Origin of the sequence: Roseomonas sp. E05 (assembly GCF_030063475.1) — a bacterium.
In the GTDB taxonomy this organism is placed as follows: domain Bacteria; phylum Pseudomonadota; class Alphaproteobacteria; order Acetobacterales; family Acetobacteraceae; genus Pseudoroseomonas.
On sequence record NZ_JASIRT010000008.1, the window covers coordinates 149,400 to 167,235 of the forward strand.

General features: G+C 69.6%; 19 protein-coding genes. 11 read left to right on the plus strand and 8 right to left on the minus strand.

Going from position 1 to position 17,836, the window contains the following annotated elements:
• Positions 1-13 precede the first annotated feature (13 nt).
• The gene (locus QMO56_RS11085) at positions 14-1,546 is read right to left on the minus strand and encodes a UxaA family hydrolase (protein WP_283525708.1); all 1,533 of its coding nucleotides are present in this window, start codon (positions 1,544-1,546) and stop codon (positions 14-16) included.
• A 127-nt stretch (positions 1,547-1,673) separates the two neighbouring features.
• Between QMO56_RS11085 and QMO56_RS11090 the strand changes: the two genes are divergently transcribed.
• Positions 1,674-2,663 (plus strand): sialic acid TRAP transporter substrate-binding protein SiaP, encoded by a 990-nt coding sequence (locus QMO56_RS11090; RefSeq protein WP_283525710.1) that lies wholly within the window; start codon positions 1,674-1,676, stop codon positions 2,661-2,663.
• A gap of 88 nt (positions 2,664-2,751) precedes the next feature.
• Here the strand turns inward: QMO56_RS11090 and QMO56_RS11095 are convergent, their stop codons facing one another.
• The gene (locus QMO56_RS11095; RefSeq protein WP_283525711.1) at positions 2,752-3,390 is read right to left on the minus strand and encodes a YqgE/AlgH family protein; all 639 of its coding nucleotides are present in this window, start codon (positions 3,388-3,390) and stop codon (positions 2,752-2,754) included.
• Positions 3,391-3,493: 103 nt separating this feature from the next.
• On the opposite strand from QMO56_RS11095, the gene QMO56_RS11100 reads away from it, so the two are divergent.
• Complete coding sequence (locus tag QMO56_RS11100; RefSeq protein WP_283525712.1) at positions 3,494-3,976, plus strand: peroxiredoxin; 483 nt, start codon at positions 3,494-3,496, stop codon at positions 3,974-3,976.
• A gap of 62 nt (positions 3,977-4,038) precedes the next feature.
• Here the strand turns inward: QMO56_RS11100 and QMO56_RS11105 are convergent, their stop codons facing one another.
• Positions 4,039-4,680 (minus strand): NUDIX domain-containing protein, encoded by a 642-nt coding sequence (locus QMO56_RS11105; RefSeq protein ID WP_283525714.1) that lies wholly within the window; start codon positions 4,678-4,680, stop codon positions 4,039-4,041.
• 119 nt (positions 4,681-4,799) lie between these two features.
• Between QMO56_RS11105 and QMO56_RS11110 the strand changes: the two genes are divergently transcribed.
• The 9 genes from QMO56_RS11110 to QMO56_RS11150 all read left to right on the plus strand — a co-directional run bounded on the left by QMO56_RS11110 (position 4,800) and on the right by QMO56_RS11150 (position 11,847).
• On the plus strand, positions 4,800-5,261 hold the full coding sequence (locus tag QMO56_RS11110) for an SUF system Fe-S cluster assembly regulator (protein WP_283525716.1): 462 nt from the start codon (positions 4,800-4,802) through the stop codon (positions 5,259-5,261).
• 14 nt (positions 5,262-5,275) lie between these two features.
• On the plus strand, positions 5,276-6,772 hold the full coding sequence (gene sufB, locus QMO56_RS11115) for a Fe-S cluster assembly protein SufB (RefSeq protein WP_283525718.1): 1,497 nt from the start codon (positions 5,276-5,278) through the stop codon (positions 6,770-6,772).
• Between the two features lie 77 nt (positions 6,773-6,849).
• A complete protein-coding gene (sufC, locus tag QMO56_RS11120; RefSeq protein WP_160935390.1) occupies positions 6,850-7,593 on the plus strand; it encodes a Fe-S cluster assembly ATPase SufC in 744 nt (247 codons plus the stop codon).
• A complete protein-coding gene (sufD, locus tag QMO56_RS11125) occupies positions 7,590-8,897 on the plus strand; it encodes a Fe-S cluster assembly protein SufD (protein ID WP_283525719.1) in 1,308 nt (435 codons plus the stop codon). Before sufC ends, sufD begins: the two co-directional genes overlap by 4 nt.
• Positions 8,897-10,150, plus strand: coding sequence for an aminotransferase class V-fold PLP-dependent enzyme (locus QMO56_RS11130; protein ID WP_283525721.1), 1,254 nt, complete (start codon positions 8,897-8,899; stop codon positions 10,148-10,150). Before sufD ends, QMO56_RS11130 begins: the two co-directional genes overlap by 1 nt.
• Positions 10,150-10,617 carry a Fe-S cluster assembly sulfur transfer protein SufU gene (sufU, locus tag QMO56_RS11135; RefSeq protein ID WP_283525723.1) on the plus strand — a complete coding sequence of 156 codons (468 nt, stop codon included), beginning with the start codon at positions 10,150-10,152 and terminating at the stop codon, positions 10,615-10,617. Before QMO56_RS11130 ends, sufU begins: the two co-directional genes overlap by 1 nt.
• A 13-nt stretch (positions 10,618-10,630) precedes the next feature.
• Positions 10,631-10,990: an SUF system Fe-S cluster assembly protein gene (locus QMO56_RS11140; RefSeq protein WP_283525786.1), complete on the plus strand. Its 360-nt coding sequence runs from the start codon at positions 10,631-10,633 to the stop codon at positions 10,988-10,990.
• A 24-nt stretch (positions 10,991-11,014) separates the two neighbouring features.
• Entirely contained in the window at positions 11,015-11,383 is a 369-nt protein-coding gene (locus QMO56_RS11145) for an iron-sulfur cluster assembly accessory protein (RefSeq protein WP_283525725.1), read from the plus strand.
• Between the two features lie 50 nt (positions 11,384-11,433).
• Positions 11,434-11,847 carry an organic hydroperoxide resistance protein gene (locus tag QMO56_RS11150; protein ID WP_283525727.1) on the plus strand — a complete coding sequence of 138 codons (414 nt, stop codon included), beginning with the start codon at positions 11,434-11,436 and terminating at the stop codon, positions 11,845-11,847.
• Positions 11,848-11,886: 39 nt separating this feature from the next.
• Here QMO56_RS11150 and QMO56_RS11155 read toward each other — a convergent pair whose 3' ends face one another.
• The 5 genes from QMO56_RS11155 to QMO56_RS11175 form a co-directional block, all read right to left on the minus strand.
• A complete protein-coding gene (locus QMO56_RS11155; protein WP_283525729.1) occupies positions 11,887-12,885 on the minus strand; it encodes an MBL fold metallo-hydrolase in 999 nt (332 codons plus the stop codon).
• A gap of 72 nt (positions 12,886-12,957) precedes the next feature.
• Entirely contained in the window at positions 12,958-14,241 is a 1,284-nt protein-coding gene (locus QMO56_RS11160; protein ID WP_283525731.1) for a class I SAM-dependent RNA methyltransferase, read from the minus strand.
• Positions 14,238-14,648: a DUF2721 domain-containing protein gene (locus QMO56_RS11165; RefSeq protein WP_283525733.1), complete on the minus strand. Its 411-nt coding sequence runs from the start codon at positions 14,646-14,648 to the stop codon at positions 14,238-14,240. The genes QMO56_RS11160 and QMO56_RS11165 overlap by 4 nt, the downstream gene beginning before the upstream one ends.
• 34 nt (positions 14,649-14,682) lie before the next feature.
• Complete coding sequence (locus tag QMO56_RS11170; RefSeq protein ID WP_283525735.1) at positions 14,683-15,873, minus strand: acyl-CoA dehydrogenase; 1,191 nt, start codon at positions 15,871-15,873, stop codon at positions 14,683-14,685.
• A 141-nt stretch (positions 15,874-16,014) separates the two neighbouring features.
• Positions 16,015-17,691 (minus strand): DEAD/DEAH box helicase, encoded by a 1,677-nt coding sequence (locus QMO56_RS11175; RefSeq protein ID WP_408906523.1) that lies wholly within the window; start codon positions 17,689-17,691, stop codon positions 16,015-16,017.
• Between the last annotated feature and the right edge of the window lie 145 nt (positions 17,692-17,836).

Sequence of the window (17,836 nt, forward strand, 5' to 3'; positions counted from 1 at the left end):
CCGTCCCGGCTGGCTACATGGTGGCGCCGATCGGCCAGGGCGCGAATTCCGCCGAGCCGGCATCGTAGCTCTCGCTCTTGGTGCGCTCGCCGCTGGCGACGCGCAGGATCAGCTCGAAGATGCGCTGCCCGCACTCCTCGACGGTCTCCCGCCCGGAGAGGATGGTGCCGCAGTTGACGTCCATGTCCTCCTCCATCCGCTCGTACATGGCCGAGTTGGTGGCGAGCTTGATGGAGGGCGCCGGCTTGCAGCCGAAGACGCTGCCGCGCCCGGTGGTGAAGCAGACCATGTTGGCGCCGCCCGCCACCTGGCCGGTGGCCGCCACCGGGTCGTAGCCCGGCGTGTCCATGAAGACGAAGCCCTTCTCCGTCACCGGCGCGGCGTAGTCATAGACGGCGGTGAGATTGGTGGTGCCCGCCTTGGCCATGGCGCCGAGCGACTTCTCCAGGATGGTGGTCAGCCCGCCCGCCTTGTTGCCGGGGGAGGGATTGCTGTTCAGCTCGGCCTGCCCCTTGGCGGCATAGTCCTCCCACCAGCGCATCAGCGAGACCAGCTTCTCGCCCACCTCGCGAGAGACGGCGCGGCGGGTCAGCAGGTGCTCGGCGCCGTAGGTTTCCGGCGTCTCGGAGAGGATGACGGTGCCACCATGGCGCACCAGCAGGTCCGAGGCGGCGCCGAGGGCGGGGTTGGCGGTGATGCCGGAATAACCGTCCGAGCCGCCGCATTGCAGGGCGATGGTCAGGTGGCTGACCGGCACCTTCTGGCGGTGCACCTGGTTGGCTTCCGCCAGCACCTCCTTCACGAAGGCGATGCCCGCCTCCACCGTCTTGCGGGTGCCGCCCATGGATTGGATGTCCATGTTGCGCAGCCGTCCGGCGAGGTTCTGCTCCTCCAGCAGGCCGGAGATCTGGTTGACCTCGCAGCCCAGCCCGATGGCGATGACATGGCTGAAGTTCACATGCCGCGCATAGCCGGCGAGAGTGCGGCGCAGGATGCGCAGCCCGTCATTGTCGCCCATGCCGCAGCCGGTCTTGTGGGTCAGCGCCACGACGCCGTCCACATTGGGGAACTCGGCGAGCGGATCGCTGCCGATGAAGGGGTTGCGCTTGAAGGCGTCGGCGATCAGCGAGGCGACGTGGGCGGAGCAGTTCACGCTGGTGACGATGCCGATGTAGTTGCGCGTCGCCACGCGGCCATCCGGGCGGACGATGCCCATGAAGGTGGCAGGCTCCGGCACGTAGAGGGTGGGCCTGGCGTCCACGCCCCAGGCGTAGTCCCTGGCGAACTCGCCCATGCCGCAGTTCTGGGTGTGCACCCACTCGCCAGGGGCGATGGGCTGGGTGGCGAAACCGATGATCTGCCCATAGCGTCGCACCGCATCACCCGGCGCATGGGCGCGGATGGCGACCTTGTGCCCGGGCGGGATGCGCGCGCGGGTGAGGATGTTGGGCCCCACCGGCGTGCCCTCGGCGGCCGCCCGGCGCGCGATCAGGACGCTGTCCTCCGGATGCAGGCGGATGAAGGGGGTCTCGGCGACGGCATCCATCTTAGGGTCTCCTCCAGGGGGCGATCATCCTAGCGCAGCGGAGAGGCTTGCGAAGCGCAAAGCCGCCAACGTAGTGTCATCGTACAACAAGTCGTGCGCCCGACAGGGTGCCGGAAGAGGGGACGGAATGATCCGAGGGATTCTCGCCGCGGCGACGCTGGCCGTCTGCGCCCTGCTGGGCGGCACCGCCCAGGCACAGCAGAAGCTGCGCTGGGCGCATGTCTACGAGACCAACGAACCCTACCACACCGAGGCGCTCTGGGCCGCCGAGCAGATCAAGCAGCGCACGCAGAACCGCTGGAACATCGAGGTCTTCCCGGCCAGCGCGCTGGGCAACGAGCCGACCATCAACCAGGGCCTGACGCTCGGCACGGTGGATATCATCTACACCGGGGCGGCCTTCGCCGGCGCCACCTACAAGCCGATCTCGATCGGCAATGCGCCCTATATCTTCCGCGACTACGGGCATTTCGCCGCCTATCGCGAAAGCGACCTGCTGAAGGAGCTGATGGCGGGCTACGACAAGCAGACCGGCCACCACTCGGTGGCGCTGACCTACTATGGCGCCCGTCACCTCACCGCCAACCGGCCGATCATGAAGCCGGAAGATGCACGCGGGATGAAGCTGCGCGTGCCACAGGCGCCGCTCTTCCTGATGTTCACCAGGTCCATCGGCGCCAATGCCACGCCGATCGCCTTCGCCGAGGTCTACCTGGCGCTGCAGCAGGGCACGGTGGACGGGCAGGAGAACCCGCTGCCCACCATCAAGGCCAAGAAGTTCCACGAGGTGCAGAGCCATATCATGCTCTCCGGCCATATCACCGAGAGCCTGCTGACCATCGTCAGCCGCTCCAGCTGGGCACGGCTGAACGACGGCGACAAGAAGGTTTTCGAAGCGGTGCTGCGCGAGGCCTCCGACCGCGCCTCCAAGGAGATCCGCGAGGCGGAGCTGAAGCTGCCGGAGTGGTTCCGCGAGCAGGGCAAGACGGTCCTCACGCCCGATCTCGCCGCCTTCCGTGCTGCCGCCCTGCCGCTGCACAACGATGCTTCGGCCGGGGCAGGCTGGACCAAGGAGCAGTATGACCGCCTGCAGGCGATTTCCTCCAGGCCGGAGTGACCATCCGGCCCGCAGGAGGGGGCGGGGCACTGTCCCGCCTCCGCTTTGCCGGTTGTTTCCCCCGCGCCCTGTCCCGCCGGGAAGCGGCTCAGGCGTGGCCGGCGCTGCCGGAGAGCAGCAGCGGGTCGATATGCATCTTGGCCAGGGCCATGCGCCACTTCTCGTTCAGCGCGCCCTCGAAGAGCAGGGCCTCGTCCGCCGGCACGTTCAGCCAGGCGTTGCGCTGGATCTCCTCCTCGAGCTGCCCGGGGCCCCAGCCGGCATAGCCCAGCGCCAGCAGCCCGTGGCGCGGTCCGCCGCCGCCTGCGATGGCCTTCAGGATGTCCACGCTGGCGGTGAGCGCCAGGTCCCCGGTGACCTTGAGGCTGCCATCGCTTGACCAGTCGGTGGTGTGCAGCACGAAGCCACGACCGCCCTCGACCGGCCCGCCGGCCAGCAGCCGGATCTGCCGTTGCGGCGGCAGCGGCTGCACGTCGAGCTGCTTCAGCAGATCCTCGAAACTGAGATTGTCGAGCGCCTTGTTCAGGACGATGCCCATCGCCCCGTCGGCGGAGTGGGCGCAGAGGCAGATCACCGAGCGGGTGAAGCGGGGATCCTGCATGCCGGGCATCGCCACCAGCAACTGTCCGCCCAGGTAGCTGCTTTGCAGCCCGCGACTGCGGCCGCCCCCTGCACCGGCGGTGCGGAAGCTTTCCGGAAGTTCGTTCTCGCGTGCGCGTCGTGCCATCGTGCACCCAAGATGGCGGCGCGAGGGGAAGGGTGCAAGCACCGCGGTTGACAGCGCCGGCGGCACCGTGAAATGCCGGTGGCTCCACCTGGAGAGCACGTCCATGTCCATCAAGGCCGGTGACACGATTCCCGCCACGACCCTGACCCAGGCCACCGCCGAGGGCCCGCGCGAGCTGAGCACCGAGGCGCTGTTCGGCGGCAAGACCGTGGTGCTGTTCGGCGTGCCCGGCGCCTTCACGCCCACCTGCTCGGCGAAGCACCTGCCGAGCTTCCTGCGCAACATGGCGGCGCTGAAGGAGAAGGGCGTGGATACCGTCGCCTGCATGGCGGTGAATGACGCCTTTGTCATGAACGCCTGGGCCAAGGACCAGGGCGTGTCCGACGAGGTGGTGATGATCGCCGACGGCTCCGGCGCGCTGACCCGTGCCCTCGGCCTGGAATTCGACCTGAGCGCCCGCGGCATGGGCGTGCGCTGCCAGCGTTTCGCGCTGGTGGCGAAGGATGGAAAGGTGGCGCATGTCGCCGTCGAGGCGCCGGGCGCCTTCGAGGTGTCCAGTGGCGAGGCGGTGCTCGCCGCGCTCTGAGGCGCGGCGCCGCCGGAAGAGGACCGAGGCCGGGGAGGCAGCTCTCCGGCCTTTTTCCGTGGCTAGGGGGCCGCCGCCGGGCCGGGTGGCTCCGGGCAGCGTGTGCCGGCGCCGCGCAGGCAGATCAGCGGCCGCGCCGGGCGGGCCGCCGGCGGCAACGCCACCCAATCGCCGAATTCGGCCAGCACGCAGGCGGTGATGGGCGCCACCGGCAGGTGCCGCACCGCCTCCGGCGTCACCCAGGCCAGGCGCTCCAGCTCGCCCGAGCCGGCCAGGGTGCCGGTGGCCGCCTCCGCCGGCGCGAGGAGGAAGCGGGCGTTGAAGCGCATGGGGAAGTGGCGCGGCGTCACCGCCCGGCAGAGATAGTCCAGCCGGTCCAGCGCGGGGCGCGTGCCGCCCAGCACCAGGCCGGTCTCCTCCTCCAGCTCGCGCGCGGCGGCGACGGCCAGGGCGCGGGCGAGGCGGGCGGGGGCGCGGCGCTCCAGGGCGGCCCGTGTCTCGGGGCGCAGCTCCGTGGCGGCGGGGGTGGCGCGGTCGGCGAGATCCACCCGGCCGCCGGGAAAGACCAGCCGGTTCGGCATGAAGCGGTGCCCGGCGGCGCGGATCCCCATCAGCACCTCCACCGGGCCGGAGCGGGCTTGGCGCCAGAGAATCAGGCTGGCGGCGTGGCGCGGATGGACCACGCGCAGTTGGGTCGAGGACATTGCCGCAACTTCGCACTGCGGACGCCTCGCGGAAAGGTGGTGGCGCCTTGACAAGCGGGGGGCGCGAGCGCATCTGCCCGAAACTGGACAAGACAGGTCCGCTTTTAGGAGAGGTCCGCGTGTTGCGGCTGTCGAAACTGACGGATTACGCCGTGGTGGTGCTGGCCCGACTGGAGGCCGAAGGAGGCCTGCAGACCGCCCCTGGCCTCGCCGCTGCCACCGGCATCGCCGAGCCGACCGTGGCCAAGGTGCTGAAGCACTTGGCGCATGGCGGCCTGGTGGAAGGGGTGCGCGGGGCGCGGGGCGGCTATCGCCTGGCGCGGCCGCTCGCCGCCATGCCGCTGTCCGAGGTGATCTGCGCCATCGATGGCCCGATCGCCCTGACCGCCTGCGTCGATGGCGCCAGCGGCTGCTGCGAGACGGAGGCGATCTGCGCCGTGCGCGGCCGCTGGGACAAGGTGAACGAAGCCATCCGCAGCGCGTTGTCCGACATCACCCTGGCCGACCTGGCGCCACCGGGCGCGCCGTCCTGCCGCCGCCCGACCCTGCCGGCCCAGCCGGCCCACCTGCCTGCCGAGTAGGGAAGAAGAACACCATGCCTGCCGTCACCGAAACCATCGACGCCGTCCATTCCGTCACCAACAGCACGTACAAGTACGGCTTCGAGACGGATATCGACATGGACTTCGCCCCGAAGGGGCTGAACGAGGACATCGTCCGCTTCATCAGCGCGAAGAAGGGCGAGCCCGAGTGGCTGCTGGAGTGGCGCCTGAAGGCCTTCGCCTTGTGGAAGACCATGGCGGAGCCGCGCTGGGCCGCGGTGAAGTTCCCGCCGATCGATTACCAGGACGCCTACTACTACGCCGCGCCGAAGAAGAAGGACGGGCCGAAGTCGCTCGACGAGGTCGATCCCGAGCTGCTGCGCACCTATGAGAAGCTCGGCATCCCGCTGAAGGAGCAGGCCATCCTGGCCGGCGTCGAGGGCGCGGGCGAGAGCCCGGCCGAGGGCCGCATGCCGGTTGCGGTGGACGCGGTGTTCGACAGCGTCAGCGTGGCCACCACCTTCAAGGGCCGGCTGGAGAAGGAAGGCATCATCTTCTGCTCCATCTCCGAGGCGGTGCGGAATCATCCGGAGCTGGTGCGGCAGTATCTCGGCACCGTGGTGCCGCAGGGCGACAACTTCTACGCCGCCCTGAACAGCGCGGTCTTCACCGATGGCAGCTTCGTCTACATCCCGAAGGGCGTGCGCTGCCCGATGGAGCTGTCCACCTATTTCCGCATCAACGCCAAGAGCACCGGCCAGTTCGAGCGCACGCTGATCATCGCCGACGCCGGCGCGCATGTCTCTTATCTGGAGGGCTGCACGGCGCCGATGCGCGACGAGAACCAGCTCCACGCCGCCGTGGTCGAGCTGGTGGCGCTGGATGACGCCACCATCAAGTACAGCACGGTGCAGAACTGGTACCCCGGCGACGAGAACGGCAAGGGTGGCATCTACAACTTTGTCACCAAGCGCGGCGCCTGCCGCGGGGCCCGTTCCAAGATCTCCTGGACGCAGGTGGAGACCGGTTCCTCCATCACCTGGAAGTATCCCTCCTGCATCCTGCAGGGGGATGATTCGGTGGGCGAGTTCTACAGCGTTGCCATCACGAACAACTGGCAGCAGGCCGATACGGGAACGAAAATGTTCCATATCGGCAAGAACACCCGCTCGACCATCATCTCCAAGGGCATCAGCGCCGGGCAGGGGCAGAACACCTATCGCGGCCTGGTGAAGATCAGCCCGAAGGCCAGCGGCGCGCGCAACTTTACGCAGTGCGACAGCCTTCTGATCGGCGACAAGTGCGGCGCCCACACGGTTCCCTATATCGAGAACCGCTGCATGACCGCCAAGGTCGAGCATGAGGCGACGACCAGCCGCATCGCCGAGGACCAGCTTTTCTACTGCCGCCAGCGCGGCCTCTCGGAGGAGGACGCGGTCGGCCTCATCGTGAACGGCTTCTGCCGCGAGGTGCTGAAGGAGCTGCCGATGGAGTTCGCGGTGGAAGCGCAGAAGCTGCTGCAGATCAGCCTCGAGGGCTCGGTGGGCTAGTCGATCCGATGGCCGGAGCGCCGCAGGGCGCGGAGGCCTGAAGCGGATCGCGCGAGATTTGGGACGGAATAAGAACAATGCTGAAGATCGAAGGACTGACCGCTGAGGTCGAGGGCAAGGAGATCCTCAAGGGGATCGACCTGGAAGTGCCGACCGGCGAGATCCACGCCATCATGGGGCCGAACGGCTCGGGCAAGTCCACGCTCTCCTACGTGCTGTCGGGGCGCGAGGGCTATGAGATCACCGGCGGCAGCGCCACCTTCAACGGGCAGGACCTGCTGGCGATGGAACCGGAGGAGCGCGCTGCCGCGGGCCTCTTCCTGGCCTTCCAGTACCCGGTGGAGCTGCCGGGCGTGGGCAATGCCAACTTCCTGCGCACCGCGCTGAACGCCATCCGCCGCGGCAAGGGCGAGCCCGAGCTGGACGCCATGCAGTTCCTCAAGCTGGCGCGCGAGCGGATGAAGGCGCTCTCCATGCCGGAGGACATGCTGAAGCGCGGCGTCAATGTCGGCTTTTCCGGCGGCGAGAAGAAGCGCAACGAGGTGCTGCAGATGGCGCTGCTGAACCCCAGCCTCGCCATCCTGGACGAGACCGACTCCGGCCTCGATATCGACGCGCTGAAGATCGTGGCCGAGGGCGTGAACGCCATGCGCGGCCCGAACTTCTCCTCGCTGGTCATCACCCACTACCAGCGCCTGCTCGACTACATCGTGCCGGACCGCGTGCATGTGCTGATGAACGGCCGCATCGTGCAGTCCGGCGGCCCCGAGCTGGCCAAGCAGCTGGAGGCGGGCGGCTACAACTCGGTGCAGGCGGCATGAGCGCAACCGGTGACATCATCATGGCCGAGAACGCGCTGACCGAACCCGGCGCGTCCGGCTTCCTGCACCGCTTCGAGGGGCTGCGCGCCCGCCTGCCGGGGCAGCGCCTGCCCTGGCTGGCCGCGCGCCGCGAGGCGGCCGCCGAGGCCTTCCGCGCCCAGGGCTTCCCGACCCGCCGCGTCGAGGCCTGGAAGTACACCGACCTCGCGCCGCTGACCCAGGCCGGCTTCGGCGAGGCGCTGACCTCGGTGGACGGCGCCATGACGCTGCCGCGCGCCGCCGCGCCGCGCCGCGTGGTTTTCGTGGATGGCCGCTTCCGCCCGGACCTCTCGGACCCCGAGGCGCCGGTGCGCAGCCTGGCGCAGCATCTCGGCGCGGCCGAGGGCCTGCTCGGCAGCCTCGCCCGCATCGAGGACCTGCCGCTGGTGGCGCTGAACACGGCCATGTTCGAGGATGGCGCGCTGATCGACCTCGCTCCCGGCGAGGATGGCGGCGTGGTCGAGCTGCTGCATGTCACGCTCGCCGACCGCCCGGTGGCCGTGCATCCGCGCCACCTGGTGCGGCTGGGCGCGGGCGCGAAGCTGGTGCTGATCGAGCGCAACTGGGGCCATGGCGAAAGCCGCTATCTCAACAGCCCGGTGCTGGAGTTCGAGGTGGCGGCGGATGCTCATGTCACCCATGCCCGGCTGCAGCAGGAGGGAAAGGGAGGCATTCACCTCTCGACCGTCTTCGCCCGCGTGGCTGAAGAGGGCACCTATGATAGCTTCCTGCTGCATGCCGGCGCGAAGCTGGCGCGCAGCGAGGCGCATGTGGTCCTCGCCGGCCCGAAGGCCGCCGCCCATCTGAACGGTGCCCAGTTGCTGGGCGACGGGCAGCATGGCGACTGCACCACCTTCCTGGAGCATGCGGCGCCGGACTGCCCGAGCCGCCAGACGGTGAAGACGGTGCTGGCCGGCAAGTCGCGCGGCGTCTTTCAGGGCAAGATCCTGGTGGACCAGATCGCGCAGCGCACCGACGGCTACCAGATGAACCAGGCGCTGCTGCTCTCCGATCAGGCCGAGATCGACAGCAAGCCGCAGCTTGAGATCTATGCCGACGATGTGAAATGCAGCCACGGCGCCACCGTGGGCGAACTGGACGAGGACCAGATCTTCTACCTGCGTTCGCGCGGCATTCCCGAGGCCACGGCGCGCTCGCTGCTGATCGAGGCCTTCCTGCAGGAAGCGGTCGAGAGCGTCGCCGACGAGACGGCGCGTGCCGCGCTCGCCGAGGCGGTCTCCGGCTGGTGGGAGAAGATGGCGTGATGGACGGGGCGGTGGCGCCAAAGAACACGGGCGGCTTCGACGTCGCGCGCATCCGGCAGGATTTCCCGATCCTGTCGCAGAAGCAGCGCGGCAAGGATCTGGTGTTCCTCGATTCCGGCGCCTCCGCCCAGAAGCCGCGCCAGGTCATCGAGGCCATGACGCGGATGATGGAAAGCGGCTACGCCAACGTCCATCGCGGCGCCTATCTCCTCTCCGAGCGCGCGACCGAGGCCTATGAGGCGGCACGGCGCGCCGTCGCCGGCTTCCTGAGCGCGCGCAGCGAGCGCGAGATCGTCTTCACCGGCTCCTCCACTGCCGCCATCAACCTCGTGGCGCACAGCTACGGGCGCGGCGTGCTGAAGCCGGGGCAGGCGGTGCTGATCTCCGAGATGGAGCATCACGCCAATCTGGTGCCCTGGCACATGCTGCGGATGTCGCATGGCATCGAGCTGCGCGTGGCCCGCGTCACCGATGCCGGCGAGCTGGACATGGCTGACCTGGAGGCCAAGCTGGCCGACGGCAAGGTCGGGCTGGTCGCCGTCACGCACATGTCGAACGTGCTGGGCACCGTGACCCCGGCCGAGCGCATCGCGAAGCTGGCCCATGCCCATGGTGCGAAGCTGCTGCTGGATGGCTCCCAGGCCGCCGTGCACCGCCGCGTGGACGTGCAGGCGCTGGACTGCGACTTCTACGTCTTCACCGGCCACAAGCTCTACGGCCCGACCGGCATCGGCGTGCTCTGGGGCCGGATGGAGCTGCTGGAGGCCATGCCGCCCTTCCTGGGCGGCGGCGACATGATCGCCGAGGTCACGCTGGAGGGCTTTCTGCCCGCGCCCGTGCCCGCCAAGTTCGAGGCCGGCACGCCGCCGATCGTCGAGGCGGTCGGGCTGCACGCGGCCATCGACTATGTGCAGGCCCTCGGCATGCCGGCCATCGAGGCGCATGAGCGGCACCTCGTGGACCATGCCATGCAGCGGCTCTCGGCCGTCGAGGGGCTGACCCTGCTCGGCCATGCGCAGGACCGCGGCGGCGTCTTCGCCTTTGCGCTCGACAACGCCCATGCCCATGACCTGGCGACATTGCTGGACCGCGCGGGGATCGCGGTGCGCTCGGGGCGCCATTGCGCCGAGCCGCTGCACGCCCGATTTAACGTGGAAAGCACCTGCCGGGCCTCCTTCGGCCTCTACACGACCGAAGGCGAGGTGGATTACCTCGCAGAGGCACTCGGGAAGGCACGGGAGTTCTTCCGCTGATGTTCGACGATCTGCGCGACCTCTATCAGGAGGTCATCCTCGACCACGGCCGCAAGCCGCGCAACTTCCGCCGGCTGGAGGATGCCGACCGCTCCGGCCGCGGCGACAACCCGATGTGCGGCGACCGCATGCAGCTCTGGGTCAAGCTGGCGCCGGATGGCCGGCTGGCCGATGTCGCCTTCCAGGGCAAGGGCTGCGCCATCTCGATGGCCAGCGCCAGCCTGATGACCGAGACGGTGCGCGGCAAGACCCAGGACGAGGCCCGCGAACTGGCGGAAAAGTTTCGCGAGCTGGCGATGACCGGCACCTGCCCGGATTGCGGCGCCTCGCTGTCGGACGAGATGGAGCGACTGCAGGTGCTTGGCGGCGTCTCCGAGTTCCCCAGCCGGGTGAAGTGCGCGACGCTCGCCTGGCACACGCTGAACGCCGCGCTGGAAAACTCGGGCAAGGAGGTGAGCAGTGAGTGACGGAACCCCTGCCATGGACACGCCACAGGAGGCCCATGGCGCCTGGACGCCGGACGGCGAAACCACGCCGCGCGTCTCCGAGGACGCGGTGATCAGCGCGATCGCGCAGGTCTATGACCCGGAGATCCCGGTCAATATCTATGAGCTGGGCCTGATCTACGCCGTCGAGATCGGCGAGGACGGCGCGGTGAAGGTGGAGATGACGCTGACCGCGCCTTCCTGCCCCTCCGCGCAGGAACTGCCGGCGCAGGTGGAGGAGATGGTCCGTACCGTCGCCGGTGTCACCGATGTGAAGGTCGAGGTGGTCTGGGACCCGCCCTGGGACCCCTCGCGCATGAGCGAGGACGCCCGGCTGGCGTTGAACATGTACTGAGCCCTCGCCACCTGAGAGGTCGAGATGAGCACCACCACGACGACGCCCCGCCCCGCCCGTTCCCTGCCGCCGCTGATGCAGCTTTCCGATACGGCGGCCGAACGCCTGCGCGCGCTCTATGCCGGCGCGCAGGAGGGTAAGCTGCTGCGTATCGGCGTCAGCACCAAGGGCTGCTCAGGCATGGCCTATGACCTGACCTGGGCGGATGCGCCCGGCCCCGGCGACGAGAAGGTCACCGACAAGGGGGTGACCGTGCTGGTGGATCGCAAGGCCACCCTGTTTCTGATCGGCACCATCATGGATTACGAGGTGAAGGCCATGTCGGCCGGCTTCACCTTCACGAATCCGAATGAGAAGGGCCGCTGCGGCTGCGGGGAGAGTTTCCACGTCTGAAGGTGCTCCCACCCTTCAGGCAAGCCGTCAAACCAGTCATGGAGGATCGAATGGCGCTCTACACCGGCACCGCCACCGCGAAAGGTGGCCGCAACGGTCATGTGGAAAGCAGCGACGGGCTGCTCAAGTTCGACCTTTCCATCCCCAAGGCGATGGGCGGCCCCGGCAAGGAGGGCGCGACCAACCCGGAGCAGCTTTTCGCCGCCGGCTATGCCGCCTGCTTCGGCAGCGCGGTGGATGCGGTGGGACGACAGAAGAAGCTCGACACGGCCGGTGCGGAAGTCACCTGCAATGTCGGCATCGACAAGGTGGAAGGTGGCTTTCAGCTCTCCGCCCGGATCCAGGTGAAGCTGCCGGCGCTGGACAAGGCGCAGGCCCAGGAGGTGGCCGAGGCGGCGCATCAGATGTGCCCCTATTCCAAGGCCACCCGCGGCAATATCGACGTCTCGCTCGAAGTCCTCTGATTCCGGAGGGACCGGGGGTGTCGTACCCCCGGCCGTGTCTCAAGCTTCGCTCGACCAGTTCGCGGGCACGAAGCGGTAGCCCTCGCCTTCCTTCGCCACATAGCCGTTGGCGGGGAAGGGGAAGTGATAGCCGATGCAGCGCATCCGGTCCGTCGCCACCTGGTCGAAGACCTTCCGGCGGGTCGCCTCCGCCTTCTCCGCATCCATGTCGAAGACGAGGTGCCAGCCCGGATGGGCCAGGTTCAGCTCGGGCCGGTTGGTAACGTCGCCCAGCAGCATGACCTGCGTGCCGCCGTCGGAGAGCAGGTAGCTGGTATGACCCGGCGTGTGCCCGAAGGTCGGCTGGGCCTGGATGCCCGGCGCCACCTCGGCCGTGCTCTCGATCTGCCGGATGCGGCCTTTATAGGGCGCGAAGCGCTTACGGACGTTCTCGAAGGCACCCTTCATGCCCTGCGGCGCGCGGCTCATCTGGCCGTCGTCCATCCAGAAGTCCCATTCCGCCCTCGGCACGACCACTTCCGCCTTGGCGAAGACCGGGCTGCCCTCGGCATCGGTGAGGCCGGTGATGTGATCGCCATGGAAGTGCGTCAGCACGACCAGCGCGATATCATCGGGCGAGAGGCCGGCGGCGCGCATGTTCGCCGGGATGTGCCCGGCCGTCCGACCGAGTTGCCCGCCGGTGCCGGTGTCGAACAGCACCAGTCCCTGCGGCGTCTCCAGCAGCGTGGCGGTATAAGGGATCGGCATCTGCTCGGTGGGCAGGAAGGCCGCGCGCAGGGCTGCCTCCACCGCCGCCGGCTCGGCGTTGCGCACGAAGCCCTGGGTGGGGCTGGGGCGGCTGCCGAAGCCGTCATGCAGCAGGGTGACCATCCGGCTGCCCAGGCGGAAGCGGTAGAAGCCCGGCGCCTGCTGCGTCGGGCCGGAGGATGCGGCCGGCGCGCCCTGCGCCAGCGCCTCCACCACCCCCAGCCGCAGGAGAGCGGGTGCCGCCAGCGCCAGGCCAGCGGCTTGCAACAGGCTGCGTCGGTCGAATTCCATCGAGACCTCCCTTAAGGCGCGCTGCGCCCCTCTCCAAGGGTGGGGAGGCCTTGGGCCCGGTCAAGACGCTTCTCAGCGCCCCCGCTCAAAGGCGACCACGGCCTCCAGTTGCGTGGACCAGAGGAACTGGTCGACCGGCGTGGCCTGCGCCACCTGCCAGCCGGCGGCCTGCAGGAGCTTCGCGTCGCGGGTCAGCGCCGCCGGGTTGCAGGAGACATAGACGATGCGCTGCAGCCCGCTGCGGGCCAGGGCCGGCATCTGGTCGGCCGCGCCGGCATAGGGTGGGTCCAGCACCAGGGCGGCGAAGCCCTCCAGCTCCTTCACCGAGAGCGGCTGGCGCGCCAGGTCGCGCCGGGTCGCGGTGACGCGCCCGCCGGCCTTGCGCGCGGCGGCATCCAGCGCCGCCACCGCCTCCGCCGCACCCTCGAAGGCGGCGACGCGGGCGCGCGTGGCGAGCGGGAAGGAGAGGGTGCCCAGCCCGGCATGCAACTCGGCGATCCGTGCCTTTCCGGTCAGCTTCCTGGGCAGGCCTGCCAGCACGGCTTCAACGATGGCGGTCTCCCCCTGCGGCGTGGCCTGGAGGAAGGCGCCCGGCGGCGGTGCCACCGGCACGCCGCCCAGCGCGATGGAGACCGGACCGAGCTGCGCCAGCGTTTCCGTCGCGCCACCTTTCAGCGGCGCGCCAGCGATGCGCGGCAGGCCCTGCGCCCGTGCGAAGGTGGCCAGCGTGGCACGGTCAGCGGTGCTGGGCGTGCCGTCCAGGCGCAGCAGCAGGTCGGGGCCGGTGTCCAGCAGGTTCAGCATTGCCGAGCCTTCCCGCCGGAAGGCCGGGAGGCTGCGCAGCAGCGTGCGCAATGGCTCGAACAGCGCCACCAACGCCGGGGCCAGCACCAGGCAGGTGTTGAGATCCACCACCGCCGTCCCGCCCGGCTCATGGAAGCCCAGCACCACGCTGCCATCCGTGCGGCGGCGCAGCGCGAGGTCGGCACGGCGGCGGGTGCCGGGTGGGGTGACGCGGGTTTCCGCCACCGGCGCCTCGGGGAAGCCGGCACGGGCCAGGGCTTCCGCCAGGCGCGCGCGCTTCCAGGCCGCATAGGGAGCCGCGGCGAGGTGCTGCATGGCACAGCCCCCGCAAGCGGCGAAATGGGGGCAGGGAGGGGCCGCGCGCTCGGCGCAGGGGGCGAGAACCTCCTGCAGCACCGCGACGCTGCCTTCGCCGCGCCGCCCGGCCAGGAGGGCGCGCACCGTCTCGCCGGGCAGGGCGCCAGGGATGAAGACCGGCCGGCCCTCCGCGTCCCGCGCGATGCCGTCGCCTCCCGCGCCGAGGCTGTCGATGGTCAGGGAAACGGCGCTCATGAGGATTCGGGGAAGCTCTGTTGAATGCGGGCCAGCCGGATCTCGGCCAGGAAAAGGACGAAGGTGGCGATCAGCGCCGCCATGCCGCCCAGCAGCAGCAACCCGACCAGGGTGCCGAGCGGCACGGAGAGAAACACCCCCGCGAAGCCCGCTGTCACCAGCAGCGAGAGCAGGATCGCGGCGACGATGGCCGAGGCGATGGCTGCGCGCATGATCACCGCCCGCCGGAGCAGCATGGCCTGACGCTCGGGGGTCCGGTTGTCCGGGGCCAGGCTGCGGTCGATGATGCGGTTCAGCCGCAGCGTCAGCAGGTTCAGCGTGGCGACGCAGGCGGAAAGGAGGAAAGCGGGCGCGATCGCGAGCTGGATCGCGCGTTCCACCTCCACGAGGTCGGCGGCGATGGGCACAGGTCTCCTCCCGCCGCCAGCCCCGCCGGGGTGCTTAGCCGAAGGCGTTCAGCCCGGTCTGGGCACGGCCCAGGATCAGGGCATGCACGTCGTGGGTGCCTTCGTAGGTGTTCACCGCCTCCAGGTTCATGACATGGCGGATCACGTGGTACTCGTCGGCAATGCCGTTGCCGCCGTGCATGTCACGCGCCATGCGGGCGATGTCGAGCGCCTTGCCGCAGGAGTTGCGCTTGCAGAGCGAGATCATCTCCGGTGCCACGCGGTGCTCGTCGAACAGCCGGCCCAGCCGCAGCACCGACTGGAGGCCGAGGGTGATCTCGGTCTGCATGTCGGCCAGCTTCTTCTGGATGAGCTGGGTCTGCGCCAGCGGCTTGCCGAACATCTTGCGCTCCATGGTGTAGGAGCGGGCGGCGTGCCAGCAGAACTCGGCGGCACCCAGCGCGCCCCAGGCGATGCCGTAACGGGCGCGGTTGAGGCAGGAGAACGGGCCCTTCAGCCCCTTCACGTCCAGCTTGTTCTCCTCCGGGCAGAACACCTCCTCCATCATGATCATGCCGGTGGTGGAGGCGCGCAGCGAGAACTTGCCCTCGATCTTCGGCGCGGTCAGGCCCTTGGCGCCCTTCTCCAGCACGAAGCCGCGCACGTCGCCGGCCTCGTCCTTCGCCCAGACGACGAAGATGTCGGCGATCGGCGAGTTGGTGATCCAGGTTTTGGAGCCGGAGAGCAGATACCCGCCCTCGACCTTCTTGGCGCGGGTGCGCATCGAGCCCGGGTCGGAGCCGGCATCCGGCTCGGTGAGGCCGAAGCAGCCGATCAGCTCACCCTTCTGCATGCCCGGCAGCACGCGGTCCTTCAGCGCGTCCGAGCCATAGGCCCAGATCGGGAACATGGCGAGCGAGGACTGCACGGAGAAGGCGGAGCGGTAGCCGCTGTCCACCCGCTCCACCTCGCGGGCGATCAGGCCGTAGGAGACATAGTTGACGCCGGCGCAGCCATGGCTGTCGAGGGTCGCGCCCAGGAAGCCCATCTCGCCGAACTCGTTCATGATCTCCCGGTGGAAGACCTCGTGGCGGTTGGCCTCCAGCACGCGCGGGAAGAGCTTCTCCTGGCAGTACTGGTGGGCCGCGTCACGGATCATCCGCTCGTCTTCGGAGAGCTGGTCTTCCAGCAGCAGGGCGTCGTCCCACACGAAGCTTGGTCGGGCGGTCTGGGTCACGACATTCATGGCGTTCTCTCCTGCAAAGGCCGGCAGCCGGCGCGAAAGATCAGCGGAACAGGGCCGCGCGGGCGGCGCCGTGCGGCGGAGATTGGCGCCGCCGCGGCCGTACGGCAACTGCTTGCCGCCGGCGCGGACGGCGCAGGGTTCTCAGGCCGCCTCGCTGCCCGACGTATCCTCCGGCGCGGCAGGGGAGGCGGCGGCCGCATCGCGCTGCGGGCGCGGGATCGGGATCAGCATGAAGGCCGGGATGGCATCGCCGAAGCCGCGCACCGGCGGCCCCAGATCATCCCGCCGGTCCTCACGCCGCTCGTCGCGGCGGTCGCGGCGCCGATCCTCGCGGCGCGGCGGCCGCGCCTCCTCGGCGGGGGCGGGGGCGGGGGGCGCTTCAGCCTCCGGCCGGGGGGGGCGCTCCTCGCGCACACGGCTCGGGCCACGCTCACGCTCGCCGCCGCGGCCTTCGCGGCGCGGGCGCTCCTCGCGGCCCTTCGCAGCCGGTTTGCCACGGCCCCGGCCGCGCGGCGCGCGGGCCGCCTCCGCCAGTTCCTCCTCCGTCACCGGGTCGAGCCCCGGGATCTCGATGCGCGGGATCGGCTTGCCGGTCAGGCTCTCGATGGCGCCGACCAGCTTCACGTCGTCCGCCGTCGCGATGGTGAAGGCGCGCCCCTCGCGCCCGGCGCGCCCGGTGCGGCCGATGCGATGGACGTAATCCTCGTCGCGGAACGGCACGTCGAAGTTGAAGACATGGCTGAGGCCGCCGATGTCGATGCCGCGCGCCGCCACGTCCGAGCAGACCAGCAGCCGCAGCTCGCCCGCCTTGAACTTCTCCAGCGTGGCGAAGCGCACGGACTGCGCCAGGTCGCCATGCAGCGCGCCCGCCTGGAAGCCGTGCTTGGTCAGGCTTTTGTAGAGCACGTCCACGTCGCGCTTGCGGTTGCAGAAGATCAGGGCGTTCTGCACGTCCTCGCTGCGGATGAGGCGGCGCAGGGCCTCGCGCTTGTCATGCGGCTGCACGAAGGCGACGCCGGCGGTGATCGTCGTCGCCACCGAGGCCGGGGCGGAGACGGTGATCTCCTTCGGGTTCTGCAGGAAGGCGTCGGCCAGCTTGCGGATCTCGGCCGCCATGGTGGCGCTGAAGAACAGCGTCTGGCGCAGCGGCGGCAGCAGGGAGACGATCCGCTCGACATCGGGGATGAACCCCATGTCCAGCATGCGGTCGGCCTCGTCGATCACCAGCACCTTGCAGTCGGCCAGCATCACGCGGCCGCGCTCGAACAGGTCGAGCAGGCGGCCCGGCGTCGCGATCAGCACGTCCACGCCCTGGTTCAGCGCGTCCGTCTGGTCGGACATGCTCTCGCCGCCGATCAGCAGGGCGTAGTTCAGCTTCATGTGCTGGCCGTACTTGGCGAAGTTCTCCGCCACCTGCAGGGCCAGTTCGCGCGTCGGCTCCAGGATCAGCGAGCGCGGCATCCGCGCCTTGGCGCGCGAGCCGGCCAGGATGTCCATCATCGGCAGGACGAAGCTGGCGGTCTTGCCGGTGCCGGTCTGCGCGCAGCCCAGCACGTCCCGGCCCATCAGCACGACCGGGATGGCCTGCTCCTGGATCGGGGTCGGATGGAGGTAGCCGACCTCGGCCACGCCGCGCAGCAGGGCCTCGGAAAGACCGAGATCCTCGAAGGTGGCGCGCGGCGGCTCGGGCGGGGCCGATTCGTCGGGCTGCGCGGCAGCCTCGGACGGCGCGGCGCCGGCCGGGGTGTTCAGGTCATCGTAATGTTCGTTCTCGGCCACGCTGGGCGCGGTCGCATCAGGCTGATCGCTCAAGGGCAGTCGGTTCCTTCGCCGGCAGGCGGCGGGATGTGCGTCGGGAGGCCCCGCGCAAGCCACGCGGCCCGTCCTCCGGCCATTCGCAGGTGGATATGCGCCGCTTGCACCGGCTTGGCAAGGTTTTCGACCCGTTGCAGGGGCCTTCCGG

Bases quoted from the DNA above. Each gene is read 5' to 3' on its own strand.
- QMO56_RS11095 (WP_283525711.1), bottom strand. From the start codon at position 3,390: ATGGCACGACGCGCACGCGAGAACGAACTTCCGGAAAGCTTCCGCACC.
- QMO56_RS11140 (WP_283525786.1), top strand. From the start codon at position 10,631: ATGGACACGCCACAGGAGGCCCATGGCGCCTGGACGCCGGACGGCGAA.
- QMO56_RS11160 (WP_283525731.1), bottom strand. From the start codon at position 14,241: ATGAGCGCCGTTTCCCTGACCATCGACAGCCTCGGCGCGGGAGGCGAC.
- QMO56_RS11155 (WP_283525729.1), bottom strand. From the start codon at position 12,885: ATGGAATTCGACCGACGCAGCCTGTTGCAAGCCGCTGGCCTGGCGCTG.
- QMO56_RS11100 (WP_283525712.1), top strand. From the start codon at position 3,494: ATGTCCATCAAGGCCGGTGACACGATTCCCGCCACGACCCTGACCCAG.
- QMO56_RS11145 (WP_283525725.1), top strand. From the start codon at position 11,015: ATGAGCACCACCACGACGACGCCCCGCCCCGCCCGTTCCCTGCCGCCG.
- QMO56_RS11150 (WP_283525727.1), top strand. From the start codon at position 11,434: ATGGCGCTCTACACCGGCACCGCCACCGCGAAAGGTGGCCGCAACGGT.
- QMO56_RS11085 (WP_283525708.1), bottom strand. From the start codon at position 1,546: ATGGATGCCGTCGCCGAGACCCCCTTCATCCGCCTGCATCCGGAGGAC.
- QMO56_RS11130 (WP_283525721.1), top strand. From the start codon at position 8,897: ATGGACGGGGCGGTGGCGCCAAAGAACACGGGCGGCTTCGACGTCGCG.
- QMO56_RS11090 (WP_283525710.1), top strand. From the start codon at position 1,674: ATGATCCGAGGGATTCTCGCCGCGGCGACGCTGGCCGTCTGCGCCCTG.
- sufU (WP_283525723.1), top strand. From the start codon at position 10,150: ATGTTCGACGATCTGCGCGACCTCTATCAGGAGGTCATCCTCGACCAC.
- QMO56_RS11170 (WP_283525735.1), bottom strand. From the start codon at position 15,873: ATGAATGTCGTGACCCAGACCGCCCGACCAAGCTTCGTGTGGGACGAC.
- sufC (WP_160935390.1), top strand. From the start codon at position 6,850: ATGCTGAAGATCGAAGGACTGACCGCTGAGGTCGAGGGCAAGGAGATC.
- sufD (WP_283525719.1), top strand. From the start codon at position 7,590: ATGAGCGCAACCGGTGACATCATCATGGCCGAGAACGCGCTGACCGAA.
- QMO56_RS11105 (WP_283525714.1), bottom strand. From the start codon at position 4,680: ATGTCCTCGACCCAACTGCGCGTGGTCCATCCGCGCCACGCCGCCAGC.
- sufB (WP_283525718.1), top strand. From the start codon at position 5,276: ATGCCTGCCGTCACCGAAACCATCGACGCCGTCCATTCCGTCACCAAC.